General features: G+C 46.8%; 12 protein-coding genes. 7 read left to right on the top strand and 5 right to left on the bottom strand.

Going from position 1 to position 13,070, the window contains the following annotated elements; genetic code table 11:
* The first annotated feature begins 1 nt into the window (after position 1).
* Entirely contained in the window at positions 2-508 is a 507-nt protein-coding gene (locus AC3FZD_RS14075; RefSeq protein WP_488736641.1) for a Jag family protein, read from the top strand.
* Positions 508-1,026, top strand: coding sequence for a YceD family protein (locus AC3FZD_RS14070; protein WP_488740347.1), 519 nt, complete (start codon positions 508-510; stop codon positions 1,024-1,026). Before AC3FZD_RS14075 ends, AC3FZD_RS14070 begins: the two co-directional genes overlap by 1 nt.
* A 291-nt stretch (positions 1,027-1,317) precedes the next feature.
* Here AC3FZD_RS14070 and AC3FZD_RS14065 read toward each other — a convergent pair whose 3' ends face one another.
* The 4 genes from AC3FZD_RS14065 to AC3FZD_RS14050 are packed head-to-tail and all read right to left on the bottom strand — an operon-like array spanning position 1,318 to position 7,220.
* Positions 1,318-2,046 carry a hypothetical protein gene (locus AC3FZD_RS14065; protein ID WP_488736640.1) on the bottom strand — a complete coding sequence of 243 codons (729 nt, stop codon included), beginning with the start codon at positions 2,044-2,046 and terminating at the stop codon, positions 1,318-1,320.
* Positions 2,047-2,058: 12 nt separating this feature from the next.
* Positions 2,059-4,488 carry a CHASE2 domain-containing protein gene (locus AC3FZD_RS14060; RefSeq protein ID WP_488736639.1) on the bottom strand — a complete coding sequence of 810 codons (2,430 nt, stop codon included), beginning with the start codon at positions 4,486-4,488 and terminating at the stop codon, positions 2,059-2,061.
* 29 nt (positions 4,489-4,517) lie between these two features.
* Positions 4,518-5,858: a DUF1822 family protein gene (locus AC3FZD_RS14055; protein ID WP_488736638.1), complete on the bottom strand. Its 1,341-nt coding sequence runs from the start codon at positions 5,856-5,858 to the stop codon at positions 4,518-4,520.
* A gap of 3 nt (positions 5,859-5,861) precedes the next feature.
* Positions 5,862-7,220 (bottom strand): hypothetical protein, encoded by a 1,359-nt coding sequence (locus tag AC3FZD_RS14050; RefSeq protein ID WP_488736637.1) that lies wholly within the window; start codon positions 7,218-7,220, stop codon positions 5,862-5,864.
* Between the two features lie 281 nt (positions 7,221-7,501).
* Between AC3FZD_RS14050 and AC3FZD_RS14045 the strand changes: the two genes are divergently transcribed.
* The 5 genes from AC3FZD_RS14045 (at position 7,502) to AC3FZD_RS14025 (ending at position 12,520) form a co-directional block, all read left to right on the top strand.
* The gene (locus AC3FZD_RS14045; protein ID WP_283753596.1) at positions 7,502-7,732 is read left to right on the top strand and encodes a hypothetical protein; all 231 of its coding nucleotides are present in this window, start codon (positions 7,502-7,504) and stop codon (positions 7,730-7,732) included.
* Between the two features lie 258 nt (positions 7,733-7,990).
* The gene (locus tag AC3FZD_RS14040) at positions 7,991-9,064 is read left to right on the top strand and encodes an amino acid ABC transporter substrate-binding protein (protein ID WP_488740346.1); all 1,074 of its coding nucleotides are present in this window, start codon (positions 7,991-7,993) and stop codon (positions 9,062-9,064) included.
* An 88-nt stretch (positions 9,065-9,152) separates the two neighbouring features.
* Positions 9,153-10,316 (top strand): amino acid ABC transporter permease, encoded by a 1,164-nt coding sequence (locus AC3FZD_RS14035; protein WP_488736636.1) that lies wholly within the window; start codon positions 9,153-9,155, stop codon positions 10,314-10,316.
* 39 nt (positions 10,317-10,355) lie between these two features.
* Positions 10,356-11,573, top strand: a complete 1,218-nt coding sequence (locus AC3FZD_RS14030) for an amino acid ABC transporter permease (protein ID WP_488736635.1) — start codon at positions 10,356-10,358, stop codon at positions 11,571-11,573.
* A gap of 155 nt (positions 11,574-11,728) precedes the next feature.
* Positions 11,729-12,520: an amino acid ABC transporter ATP-binding protein gene (locus AC3FZD_RS14025; protein ID WP_488736634.1), complete on the top strand. Its 792-nt coding sequence runs from the start codon at positions 11,729-11,731 to the stop codon at positions 12,518-12,520.
* A gap of 77 nt (positions 12,521-12,597) precedes the next feature.
* On the opposite strand, the gene AC3FZD_RS14020 is transcribed toward AC3FZD_RS14025, so the two are convergent.
* Complete coding sequence (locus tag AC3FZD_RS14020) at positions 12,598-13,053, bottom strand: hypothetical protein (RefSeq protein ID WP_488736633.1); 456 nt, start codon at positions 13,051-13,053, stop codon at positions 12,598-12,600.
* Positions 13,054-13,070: the final 17 nt, after the last annotated feature.

Here is a 13,070-nt window from a genome sequence, read left to right as displayed (position 1 = left end):
CATGAAGGAAACCATGCAAAAGCGGGGCCAGCAGTGGCTAGAAGATCTGTTAAAAAAGATGGGACTAGCTACTGCTGTGAGGGTGGAGGTGATTGAAGGATGGTCAGGTCAGGAAACGTCTTGGTTAATTATTGACCCTTCACCCTTGAGTGTGTCCCAGATTGAACAGTTGGTGGGTACAGGTGGGGAAAGTTTGGATGCGATTCAGTATCTGATTAATGCGATTCTGAATTTGGGACAAGACCGGGAGGAACAGGGTTCGTTTACTTTGGAGTTGAATGGCTATCGTCATCAGCGACAGCAGGAAGTGCAGCGAATGTCTGAGATGGCGGCTTATACGGTGCGGCAAACGGCGGTTGAGTTTGAGATGAAGGCGTTGTCATCGGCGGAGAGGAGGGAGGTACATCAGTTTCTGCAATCGTATGAGGATCTGGAAACGGAGAGTGTGGGTAAGGAGCCTCACCGACGGCTGATTGTCCGACAGCGCTCCCAAGAAGGAGGTGGATGATGCAGAGGATCTATATTCCTGGGTTGTTAAAGTGTCCAGAGGGAAAACTGAGGATTGAGGTGGATCAGTATTTGGAGGGGTTGGATTCTTTGATGCCGGTTCAGGGTTGGATGAAGATGATTCACCAAGGGAGTTATCTGGAGGTGAAGGCGATGGCTGAGACGATTGTAACGCTAAAGTGCGATCGCTGTCTGCAACAGTATAATTATCGACTGCGGGCGAAGGCGAAGGAATTGATTTGGCTCGATCCTAATGCGGATACCCTCAATGATAATCTGCCCTTGGAGCGGGAAGTGCCCTTAGAGGATTTGGTGGAAACTCTCTCGCCCCAAGGCCATTTTGACCCGGAAACCTGGCTCTACGAACAGCTTTGTTTGCGGCTTCCCCATCGGCAGTTATGCGATAAGGGTTGTCCGGGAATTGAGGTGAAGGAGGAAGGGGCTGAGAGTGAGGATGCTGGTGTAGATGCCCGTTGGTCGGCTTTGGTGAATCTTAAGGATCAATTGGGGCAATCTTAAACCTGTGATTGAGTATATAGCGCTTCGCACTGTATGTCCCCACATAGGGTATTTTGCCCATAGCACTCACAGGCAGGAGCAGTAACTAACGAGAGTTAATACAGGCTATGCTCTCATGAGTGCCTTAGATACTGTCCAGTTTTTAGACTGCCTGTGTTCAGTTGAGTTGGCTTATCTACAAAACAGATCAACGGGTTGTTATCTAAGGGGCGGGGCAGCTTCAACAATCGAATTGACTATAAGTTGTACTCCAAACACAGATCGCTAATGAAGTCACTGATTCTTATAAACCTAAGAGTCTGAGGGACAAAATTGACTAACAATACTATTTTGAAGAGATTGAACCGATTCAGAAGGGTTAGGCACTGAATAGATACTGTTCAGCATATCGGATACTAACTCTTGTTCTCCAAGGTAAAGAGCTTGAGCCAAGGCAACATCAGCAGGAGTTACCCCTTCGCGGGTGAGTTGGGTAGAAATAGCTTGCATTTGGTTATCAATAGATGAACGTTCCGCGCCATCTAAAATTTGAAAGGTAGCTTGTATGTAGGGACGATCCGTTACCACTTGCCAAAAATAGGCAACTCCTGGCTCTAAGGGCGGAGCATCTGGGGGATACAAGATGAAGTGGCGATCGCCAGTAACAGCAGATTCCCAGATTATTTCTTCCGTATCCTCTCGTAACACTTGAATCGATTGGATAACAACACCTTCAATTTTAGGATGCCACAAAAATAGGGGGCGATCGCTCCAAATCACTTCCGGTTCTAACCAAGTTAAAGTATCAAGATCGCTCTCACGGGTAGGGGAAATGGCACAAATTAAGTCAACCGCGCTGGTGGCACTTCCCCGCGATCCCCCTTCTCCTTCATCGGCTGGAGGTTTCAATTCAATCAGGTTACGCAGTTTTTCGGTAATCTCTGGGGTTTGGGCAAAGCTGGTCATGGCATGGGTTACCATCAGTCCAACAGCGATCGCACTCAGTAAACCCATGGGAGCGTATTGCACCGTTTTAGCCATTACGAGTATTCCTTATTCTCGGTTGCGGATGGTTTGTGAGAGGACAAACCCCCATACCATAATTGTAGGAAAAAACCAGGGTAAGAGGATTGCCATAGAAATATAGACTTGTAATGAGAGTAAGCCGTACACAATTGTTCCGATGGAGAGGGCGATCGCCGTTTGACGGACACCATAGCGAGTTAACCCCACCATTAATATTAGTCCTTTTGCCCATAGAGCAGCAACCCAAGTCATCCACAGATCGGGAAGGGGAACCACTAGCCTACCCTTAAGGAGATGATCGAGCATATACCCATGAATTTCTCCCCCCGTGAGCAAATTCTGTTTTGTCCAATATTCAAAAGCAGCCGGAGGAGGCGTAAGATTATCACCACCGGGGGTAGTTCCGGCTTCATCATAGCCCCCTGGGGCAATAATGACGACGGAGTGGGCGAGGGTTTCCGGGCTAGGTGGAGTTTGACAAGCATGACTATCCAAATTTTGCCCATATCCCGATTCCTCTAAAAATTGCCAAGCAGTAAGACAGTAATAGACTTGGGAAGGGGGCAAGGAATAATCAATAATCGGATGCAACCACATTTGTTTGAGTAGGTAGGAAAATGCGGTGATGGCAGAAGTTCGGGCAGTTGCGGGGAGGGGGTGGGGAGACTGGGAAAGATAGGACAGAATTTGTTGCTTAAAGTCTTGGGTACTGTTGAGATCGGGTTGGGGTGGGTTGCGATCTGGGTGAGTGGTGAAATAATGAGACAGGGCGAGAACATAGGAGAAGGGTAAGGGAGTTGCAGGAGTTTGGGGAATATGCAATTGCATGTATCCCTGTTTAAAGATATTGATCCGTCCTTGTAAACTCCAATGGGGATCGGCTATTTCGGGTAAAACACCGATCCAGCCTTGGCGCGGATCGCGTTTGCTGACGAAGATAAACCAGGTTTGGTGATTTTCAACGGCGGTTTGTAAGGTTTGGGTAAGGATGGTGTCGCTGCTGCCGTTGTCTAAGTTTTGATGGGGGCGATCGAGGAGATAATCTATACCAATGACTTTAGTGTTCAGTTCCGTTAGTTGCTGGATCAGTTGGGCGAGATAGGTACGATTCATGGGCACTGGGCTAGAAATTCCCGCTTTGGCGATCGATTCATTATCGATTTGCAGCATCACCACCGATGGGGTGGCAGTCGTTTCCATTTGTTGGGTGAGGTGACGATAGCCAGCTTGTATTCCCACGCGCTGATTCAGGAGCCAAGTTTGCAGGGGAAAGAGACAACTGAGGGTGGTAAGGGTGGCTAAGGCAGCGCTTTCCCAACGGTTGGGTATCCATTGTTTCAGATGTTCTCGCCAGCCAAAGGGTTGAATTTGAAAGAGTTCGGCTTCTGGGTGGGTGAAGAGGGAGGGAATGAGGTAGGCACTGGGATAGGTAAGCCGTTTTTCCTGTTGTTTGAGATAGTGACAGGCTTGAATAAGGGCTTGATAAACGGTGTCAAATTCGGTCAGGCGTTTGATAAATTGGATCAGGAATTCTTGGGCAACGCGGTTGTGAATGGGTTCGCGCATGACGGCAACTTGATTTAAGCCGAGGTTGATCAGGGATTGGGCGATCGCCAAACCGCTACAGGAGTTAAAAATGGCAAATTGTAAGCCTTTGGTTTTTGCCAGATGCAGGGATTCGCTGATGTCGTGAATGGAGAGGGAAACCCCAGGGGCGATCGCCAATTCTCCCCCAGTTAAGGCTGTTTCGTTACTATGTCCGGCAAAAAAGAGAACATCCCATCCACGGGGATCGGCGATCGCCTGACAAATATCATGTTTAAGTTGCTGGATATCCTCTTTTCCCGTCCATCCCACAAATTCTACTGTAGCCAGTCGAGACAGGGAAGTCACCGCCGTGCGATCGCCTTGAAACTCCAATCCCGTATCATCGCCCAAAATCGCCAATACTCTCCCTTTTCTACGCCGAGGATAAACCGGTTCATGGGCAATATTTCCCGGAGTTCGCACCAAGCAAATCGAATCAGCAGCCCCTAAATCCGTACCAATTTCCCAAGTTTCCCAAGGCAATCTTGCCAAGTCTAGAGGCGTACAAGTTAAACATACCATGATAGATTTAGAACTCTTGACCGCCGTTGTTGCCAACTGTCGGCGAATGGCGACTAATTCCGGAGAGAGTAACCAATAATGAAATTGATCGAGTAATTCCGCTTCCGCTTGCACCAACAAAGAGCGCCAATCTTCCGACGGTTTAGACACCTGTCCTCGCTTAACAACCTTCCCCCGCAATTGCCGATAAAACTGCAAATAGGTTTCTTGCCATCGTTGATAACTGTGGGATAAGTTCCCCGGATAAGGTAATTCTGTCCATAGGGTTTGCCCTTCTCCCCAAGTTAGCTCAAAGTCACAAACTTCATTAACTTGTCGGACTCGTAGTTTATAGACTTGGGAAAACATGGGTTCAATTAACAATTAACAATTAACAATTATTTCCTAGAACCCAACCCCGGATTAATCTTTACCCAAGGAAAAGCAAACGGAGGTAAGCTCACCGGGGTTCCGTCTGTTGAGAATAAGGTTACCACAAATTTCTCGTCATAGGTTCCAATCAGTTGCGTAAACAGATAGGCACTAGGATGGGCAAGGTTAACCTTCTCTTCAATTAAAATACCCGTTTGGTCGCTAATTCGCCAGCCCATCTCTGAGTTTAAGGCTTGTCTGGAATTGCTGCCCAAAATCAACAATAAAGTCCAGCTATCTTCGTAAGATAAACACCAGGTGATCGCATAAAGTCTGACTCCTAAACCTAAATCTAAATCCTGATAAGCACGACCGGCATCTGAAGGTACACTCACGCCAGTTTCTTGGTGAATTTGGGTGAGTAAGCTGCTTAAATCTGTAGCTGGAGAGAGGGGTAAATGGCGACGGAAGACACTGGCTGGAATCAGTTGCCATCCCCCCTCATTCCCTTGATTTTGTAGTCCTTCTACTTCATTTTGCAGCCATTTGGTGAGATCGATGGCGGGCTGAATCAGGAGGTTAAGAAGATCGGCTAGATGCTTTTTTAGAGTTTCCCGTTCTGCTTCGGGTTGAGGGTTTAACCATTGCAATAATTCGGGATAGAGCCAGATCGCTCGACTTTCTTCCCAAGTTAAAATTTGCCAGAGGGGACGATTTTCAACCAGAGGAAGATGCTCTTTTAAGCTTTTTTGATAGGGTTGTAAACTGGCAAGATCGAGAGTTTTTTCTGGAGTTTTAATGGCTTCTGGATTTAAGCATTGTAGGGTTAATAGGAGGTCGTCAAGATTAGTATGGAATTGCTCGATATTGAGATAGTAATTCCAATCTGGGCTAGGAGTCATTGGAGCCGTTAAAGCCGTTAGTTCAGGGAAGTTAAGAAATCCGCGAATGGCGATCGCCTCTAACTCCTCATCCAAGCCAACAATAACATACAGTTGATCCGTAAATTCCGATAGCTCAATCCCCACCCTCGGAACAGCAATCTCTTCCTCGCTCCAGGATAAACTGGGCAAAAGACAAACCCTAAAGCCATTCACCGGGACATGAAAAACCCCATTGAGATGCTGACTATAGACGAGATTTAGCAGATGCAGAGGATCAGAATCTAAGGTTAATGTCGGTTCGCGATCGCCCAACCAACCATAAAATCCCAAAACCGCCAAAGCCTGAGTATAATTTGACCAATTGTCAGCCAAAGGTTTAGCCGCTTCATAGTCCGCTTCTGCGAACACAAACGATTCTAAAGTTGGGGAAAATTCAACCCAATCCTCAGAAAATTCCAGGGGAGAAAGAGTAGAGATAGTCATAATTCACTCCAGTTGAGTTTTAACATAGTGACAAATAGACTGGGTAAGTTGACTGGGAACCACAGGACGCTGGTTACAACTCGATTCTCGGATCGCTTCGGCTAAAGTTGATTGTACTTCTTCATCTAAAATGGCGTAAATTTTAGCCGCCACTTGCGATAATTGTTCCCCATCAACATAAGCTTGAGCCAGATTTAAAACCCGATCGCCCAGTAACTGTAAAGTCCATCGACCAATATCTGCTCGCAGTCGTTTAAGCTGAAGCAGGCGACTGACTCTCGGTTGATCTCCTAACTCCAATTGTTGGGCAATCTCACCCATGGAAATTCCCTGACAGTGGAATAAGTACAACCCTTTCAGAAAGAGCGCTTGTTTTTCTTTGGCTTTTTGCCTTTGCTTTTCCGTTTTCCCAGTTTCATAGCTTTGTAAGCGAGTTTTGATTGCTTGAGAGATCGCCCCTTGCAAAGCCTCTTGAAATTCTCGATCGTATCGATCCAAAAATTCCAACTGCTCTGGAGGATCGACAGCAGGAGTCAATTCTATCGGTGGCGGTTGCACAGAAGGAGGCAAATTCCCCCCCCTGGCTTGAATACGCGCCACCCGCATCACTCCCGCCAAATATTTAAGCTGTTTTAAGACTTGTCTAGGGGAATCCTTTACCCCATCAGCCATTACCCGAAGTTGATCCTCTGTCGGCTCAGGAAAACGGCGCTTCGTACCCTCCGCTCGCTGTTGCAACAAGTCTTGGCGATAGACTCGGTGATACTGCTCCAACAGCTCCGTTGCGTCTGCAATCTCCCTCTGTGTTGCTTGTTGTTGCTGCAAAACTTCCGTCAGTTTCCCTAAAGAAGTACGGTTCAGAATTAACCAATCCGTCACCTGTTCAATACCATGATCGAGCAGAAAACGCTTCACCAGGCGATCGCTCTTAAATAACCTCGTACACCAAGCCGAAAGCGTACTTTTACTCGGATCAAAGGATTCTAAAATGCGATCGACCAAACCAGAATGGGAAGCCTGGAAAACTGGACGCGGAGACTCTGACAACACAAACGGCAACAGTTCCCGGTGGGTAAAATCATGAGTCGCCCCAAAACGCTGCTCCAAGTCCACACAAATTTGTTTGATCTGATTAGAAATAAAACAGCGCAAACACCGCTCTGCCGGTCTTAGAGAAGGGTCTGAAGCCAGATTCCATTGCTGAAGTTGTGCTTGGATCTCTGGGTGCGGAAAAGGCATTTTTGACAGCAGATCTGAAAACCGATCCTGAAAAAAATCATGGGCTATTTGGTCTTCAACCCGTTGTCCTGTACCAAACGCATTTACTCTCACCCAAATCCAGTAAGGGGATACATTACTCATCAGTCTCAATCCAACCTGGTTTACCTCTAACTAACAAGAGGGTTATTCTCCATTATTGACGATCCTCTCTGAACAATCTCAACAAGGTTCTATCTGCCAGGGTTGCACAGCTATGTTCTGTAAACTGAATCTTAACAGTCAGACCTCCAGACTCATGGGAATGTCAAGTTATGAATCATTTTGTTAAGGTTCACTACCTTTGATGAGATCTTGTGTCAAATCAGTGAATTCTATATTCAAAGTAGGTATGATTATAAAGAAATCCTTAAGGAGGGATCGTGATGACTCCCCATCTGCTACGTCAACTTTGGTCTTTGATTGAAACAACTCAACCCCAACGGTTACTGAGACTCGACGATCCAAGTCTGGTTCAGTGGCTGTTAGGTAATCTGGCTCAAGAGCGATCGCTCAATGGAGAAGAAGCCGATTTGCTCTCTCACTATATTGAATCGCGATCTTCCCTGATCCGGGATTTAGCTCAACAGCGCTTATCGCCAGAATTACTGCCCTAACCGATGGTTGCCCCTCTTTCAGTGAAAAGACTCGCCCTTTTGCAGCGCCTCACGCATCAGGCAGAATCTTTAGCTGTGCCGATCAAGGCGATCGCCCAAATGATGTGTTCTGGAACACGAAAAAGTTTCTCCTGCGGATACCAAATCGAGCAGATACTGTTAATATCATGAAAACAAAAGTTAAAGAATCTTGAAGGCACTACTCTCAAGGTCTGCTTCAAGATTCCTGTCCATCAGTGAGGAGAAACTCTTTTGCATATGGCTAAATGGCAATCTTTATTAATGTCGGTTCTATTGCTGGCACTCCCCCTGGGAGCTTGCACCACTGCACCTTCTGAGACTACCGATGGAGGTGAAGAAGCTTCAGAAACCGTCGCTCCCCAAAGCCGTTTGGATGTGGTCAAGACTCGTGGAAAACTAATCTGTGGAGTAGATGGTGGCATTCCTGGATTTAGCTTTGTCGATGAAACCGGAGAATATTCAGGAATTGATGTCGATGTGTGTAAAGCCGTTGCTGCTGCTGTTTTAGGCGATCCAGAGGCAGTAGAATACCGTAACCTAGATTCTACAGAACGGTTTACTGCCCTATCTGGCGGTGAAGTAGATATGCTCTCACGTAATACCACTTGGACGATTAGCCGAGATACCTCTGTAGGTCTGGAATTTGCACCCACCACCTTCTATGACGGGCAAGGAATGATGGTTCGCAAGAATAGTGGTATCACCTCCCTAGCCGATTTTGAAGGTAAAGCCGTTTGTGTAGAAGCCGGAACCACTACCGAGCTGAATTTAACCGATAATATGCGTAAAGCTGGAGTTACCTTTGAAACGGTCACCTTCCAACAAGCCGATCCAGCCTATGCAGCCTATGCAGAAGAGCGCTGTGAAGGCATGACCTCCGATAAATCCCAGTTGGTTGCTCGGCGCAGTACCTTACCGAACCCCGAAGATCATATCTTGTTGGATGTCACCATGTCCAAAGAACCCCTCGGCCCCGTAACGATCAATAATGATTCCGCATGGTTTGATGTGGTCAAGTGGGTCACCTATGGTTTAATTGAAGCCGAAGAACTTGGCATTACCCAAGCGAATGTAGAAGAGATGAAGGGTAAAGAAGATCCGACTATAAAACGCTTTTTGGGTGCTGAAGGGGATTTAGGTCAAGGTTTAGGCCTCGATAATGATTTTATGGTTAAGGCAATTTCGGCTGTAGGCAACTATGGAGAAGTTTACGATCGCAATTTAGGAGAACAATCCAAATTTAAATTACCCAGAGGCCAAAATGACCTCTGGAGTCGTGGCGGTCTGTTGTATTCTCCTCCTTTCCGTTAAATTAAGTTATCTGTAAACAGTCATCCGTCATCCATGATGGGATCATGGGTGATGGGTGTTAAGTTCTCCAGTTGAATCTATTCTTGTTATGACCAATGAGCATACGGTTCCTTTGTGGCGCGATGAGCGATTTTGGCGAGTCGCACTGCAAGTTTTGGCGATCGCGATCGTCATTTCTGTGATTAGTTTGTTAACCTATAATGTTTCCAATAACCTCAAACGAGCGGGTATAGAGTTTGGGTTTAGTTTTTTAGATACTCAAGCTTCTTTTGCCATTGGAGAAAGCCTCATTCCCTACGATCCCGCAAAAGATAGTTATGGCCGGGTCTTATTAGCCGGTTTAGTCAATACCCTACGGGTGATCGCTGCTGGAATTATTCTCACAACTTTGGTGGGAATTACCGTGGGAATTGCTAGTTTTTCTAATAATTGGTTACTGCGAAAAGGGAGCGAGATCTATGTGGAATTAATCCGCAATATCCCCCTACTCTTACAGTTGTTTTTTTGGTATCGGGCGGTGTTTTCTAAGTTACCGATACCCACAGAGCGCATAGAGGTGATGGGATTGGCTTTCTTGAGCAACCGAGGGGTGTTTCTCCCTTGGCCAAAAGTGGGTTGGTCTCTGGCGATTTGGTGCGCTCTGTTGCTGGGACTGGCGATCGCTGCGGTAATAGTTTGGAAAATCCGCATCAAGGAAATGGTAGAGCGCGGTAGTTCTGGACAAGCTCAGTTGAGGGCTTTATGGATCATGGCGATCGCCGCACTCCTGATTATTACAGTAGCCTTTGGATGGGAAAAACCCACAGAAATTGAACTCGGTCAGATTACCGGAGGATTGCGCCTCACCGGAGAATTCGCCGCCTTGCTCACCGGATTAGTCTTTTATACGGCTGCATTCATTGCCGAAATTGTCCGAGCGGGAATTCAAGCTGTGCCTAAAGGTCAGTGGGAAGCCGCCCGCGCCCTGGGTTTACATTCCGGTTTAATGATGCGTTTGGTCGTATTTCCCCAAGCCCTACGGGTGATTATTCCCCCCTTGAGTAGTCAGTATATGAACTTGGCGAAAAACTCCAGTTTGGGAGCGGCGATCGCCTATGCGGAAATCTACAACGTAGCCAATACCACCTACAACCAAAGTGGGCGACCGGTAGAAGTCATGTTAATTATCATGGCCACCTATTTGTTCATGAATTTGCTCATTTCTCTAGGCATGAACCAACTCAACCGATTGGTGCAACTGCAAGAAAGGTAATTCAATTAAAAATTAAAAATTAAAAATTAGTTAGCTGAAATGACTTCTTTACCGAGTAACACAACCGATATAGGCCCGCCGCCGGAGATGCGCGATACTCCAGTGAACTGGGTGAAAAATAATCTCCTCAGTCCCTGGTATAACGGCTTAATCACGGCAATCATTCTAGGGGTATTAATCACCCTAGGCTATACTTTTATCTCCTGGTCATTCACCCTAGCTCAGTGGGATGTAATCCCGCGAAACCTGCCCCTATTTATGGTGGGCCGCTATCCCAGTGAACAATATTGGCGCTTGTGGATTTTAGCCGCTCTGATTAGTGTCTTTGCAGGCTTATCTTGGGGCGTAATTGCTCGATCGCTCACCCTCTTTAGCCGCAAAGTTCTCATCGGTTTGGGAATGGCGGCCCTAGGCTGTTTTATTACTCCTACCCCCATCCTCTATCGTGCCCTATTGGTAGGCTGTTTAGTGGCGATCGCCGCCAACGCTTGGATCGGCCAACAGGTGGGTAACATCCAACCCGGTCTCGGAAAATGGGTTTCCTTGGGCTGGTTTGGCGTATTCTTAATCGGACTTTGGCTCATCGGTGGAGGACTCGGTTTAACCCCCGTGGGAACCAATGAATGGCAAGGGCTGCTGCTCACTGTATTGACAGCAGTAGTAGGAATTACCCTAAGCTTTCCCATCGGTTTAGTTGCTGCTTTGGGAAGACGCAGCAGTTTACCCGTGGTTAAAGGACTCAGTATTGCTTATATTGAACTCATTCGGGGCGTTCCCCTGATTACCATTTTATTTATGGGCCAGGTGATGATTCCCCTATTTCTCCCCGACGGAATACGCCCGGATCGGGTGATTCGGGCGATTGTGGGCTTAACCCTGTTTAGTTCCGCTTACCTAGCGGAAAATGTGCGAGGGGGTCTACAATCAATTCCCAAGGGACAGGCCGAAGCAGCACGGGCCCTAGGTTTAAGCACCCCGTTAACCTTGATTTTGATTGTCTTACCCCAGAGCCTAAAAGCCGTAATTCCGGCGATCGTTGGTCAGTTTATTAGCCTATTTCAGGATACGACCCTATTGGCAATTACTGGCTTGGTAGAATTATTAGGTATTAGTAATTCTATTTTGGCCAATCCTCAGTTCTTGGGGCGCTTTTCAGAGGTGTATCTCTTTATTGGTGTTCTCTTTTGGCTGTTCTGTTATGCCATGTCTTCTGTCAGTCGATGGGTAGAAACGAAACTGAATACAGAACACCGCTAGTCGGGGGGGGTTCTTCAAAATCTAAACGATAACCTGACTAAACCCGCCCCATTACGGATGACAACGAAGGAATGCGAGCATCCTGCTCGCAGGTTATATTTAGCGAGCAGGATGCTCGCACTCCAACTTCTAACCATTACCCATTACCCATTACCATGACCCATTCCGATCCTGCACTCAAATCTGACCAAACTCCAGTAGCGATGAATTCTGAACCCGCCATTATTGCCCAAGAGGTGCATAAATGGTACGCCAGTAATAAGTTTCATGTCTTGCGAGGAGTGAGCTTAGAGGTTACCAAAGGCGAAGTTGTTGTTGTTATGGGGCCGAGTGGTTCCGGAAAATCCACCTTTATTCGTACCTTTAATGCTCTAGAAGAATATCAAAAAGGCAAAATTATTATCGATGGCATTGAATTATCCCACGATCTCAAGAATATTGATGCTGTACGGCGGGAAGTGGGGATGGTGTTTCAACAATTTAATTTGTTTCCCCATTTAACTGTTCTGCAAAATGTGACCTTAGCGCCCATTTGGGTACGCCGTTGGAAGAAGGAAAAAGCGGAAGAAATCGCCCTACAGTTGTTAGAAAAGGTGGGAATTTTAGAGCAAGCCAAGAAATTTCCCGGACAATTATCGGGAGGACAACAGCAACGGGTGGCGATCGCCCGCGCTCTGGCGATGCAACCCAAAATCATGCTCTTTGATGAACCGACTTCTGCCCTCGATCCGGAGATGGTACGGGAGGTACTCGATACCATGCGATCGCTTGCCCAAAGTGGGATGACCATGGTTTGTGTCACCCATGAAGTCGGATTTGCCCGTGAAGTAGCGGATCGGGTGGTGCTAATGGCTGATGGGGTCTTAGTTGAAGAAGCAACCCCTGATGAATTCTTTAACAACCCCAAGGAGGAACGAACCCAGAAGTTTTTATCACAGATTTTGTAATCTTGAGTTCAATCTTCAGTGAGAGGTGGGTTTGGGGTTGAAGGTGGGAGGAGCAAAGCAAGCGGTAGAGTTTTCCCTTATCGGGGACAAACTAAAACACCATTAGCATTTTCAACGATGGAACCTTCAACATCATTGATGTAAATGATATTTCCAGTTAACACCCGTACAAGTTTGGGTTTTTCTTGCAAACATTCACCGATGGTTTCTGCCCAGCGGATCAGTTCATTGGTATCTGCGGTTACACCAAAAGCATCCGTAATTGGGGTATTGGAGGTAATGCTGGTATCTTGGAAAATAGCGGTTTCAATCGGTAAGCTGAACCGCAAAGGTAGCACTTTGCCCGTGGGCGCTGTGGTTACATATTCTCTAGGGCCAACATAACTGCCACCATAGAGTTCTTGAAACGCATTTTTCCGATAGTAGTCTACTTGAATACTAGGGCGCTCTTGAGCTTTTAGAGCTAAAGGAGAAGCAGCAACAGCAACAGTAGCCAAGATTGAAGCCGTGAGTGTTTTGAGAACCTTCTTCATGATTTCCACTTTTAAGA

This window comes from Roseofilum sp. KMC-1, assembly GCF_057802075.1.
Note: the sequence above shows the minus strand (reverse complement) of the source record. Positions and strands in the feature narration are given on the sequence as shown.

Excerpts from the sequence above, each read along its gene's own strand:
- AC3FZD_RS14075 (WP_488736641.1), top strand. The coding sequence starts at position 2 with ATGAAGGAAACCATGCAAAAGCGGGGCCAGCAGTGGCTAGAAGATCTG.
- AC3FZD_RS14070 (WP_488740347.1), top strand. The coding sequence starts at position 508 with ATGCAGAGGATCTATATTCCTGGGTTGTTAAAGTGTCCAGAGGGAAAA.
- AC3FZD_RS14065 (WP_488736640.1), bottom strand. The coding sequence starts at position 2,046 with ATGGCTAAAACGGTGCAATACGCTCCCATGGGTTTACTGAGTGCGATC.
- AC3FZD_RS14060 (WP_488736639.1), bottom strand. The coding sequence starts at position 4,488 with ATGTTTTCCCAAGTCTATAAACTACGAGTCCGACAAGTTAATGAAGTT.
- AC3FZD_RS14055 (WP_488736638.1), bottom strand. The coding sequence starts at position 5,858 with ATGACTATCTCTACTCTTTCTCCCCTGGAATTTTCTGAGGATTGGGTT.
- AC3FZD_RS14050 (WP_488736637.1), bottom strand. The coding sequence starts at position 7,220 with ATGAGTAATGTATCCCCTTACTGGATTTGGGTGAGAGTAAATGCGTTT.
- AC3FZD_RS14045 (WP_283753596.1), top strand. The coding sequence starts at position 7,502 with ATGACTCCCCATCTGCTACGTCAACTTTGGTCTTTGATTGAAACAACT.
- AC3FZD_RS14040 (WP_488740346.1), top strand. The coding sequence starts at position 7,991 with ATGGCTAAATGGCAATCTTTATTAATGTCGGTTCTATTGCTGGCACTC.
- AC3FZD_RS14035 (WP_488736636.1), top strand. The coding sequence starts at position 9,153 with ATGACCAATGAGCATACGGTTCCTTTGTGGCGCGATGAGCGATTTTGG.
- AC3FZD_RS14030 (WP_488736635.1), top strand. The coding sequence starts at position 10,356 with ATGACTTCTTTACCGAGTAACACAACCGATATAGGCCCGCCGCCGGAG.
- AC3FZD_RS14025 (WP_488736634.1), top strand. The coding sequence starts at position 11,729 with ATGACCCATTCCGATCCTGCACTCAAATCTGACCAAACTCCAGTAGCG.
- AC3FZD_RS14020 (WP_488736633.1), bottom strand. The coding sequence starts at position 13,053 with ATGAAGAAGGTTCTCAAAACACTCACGGCTTCAATCTTGGCTACTGTT.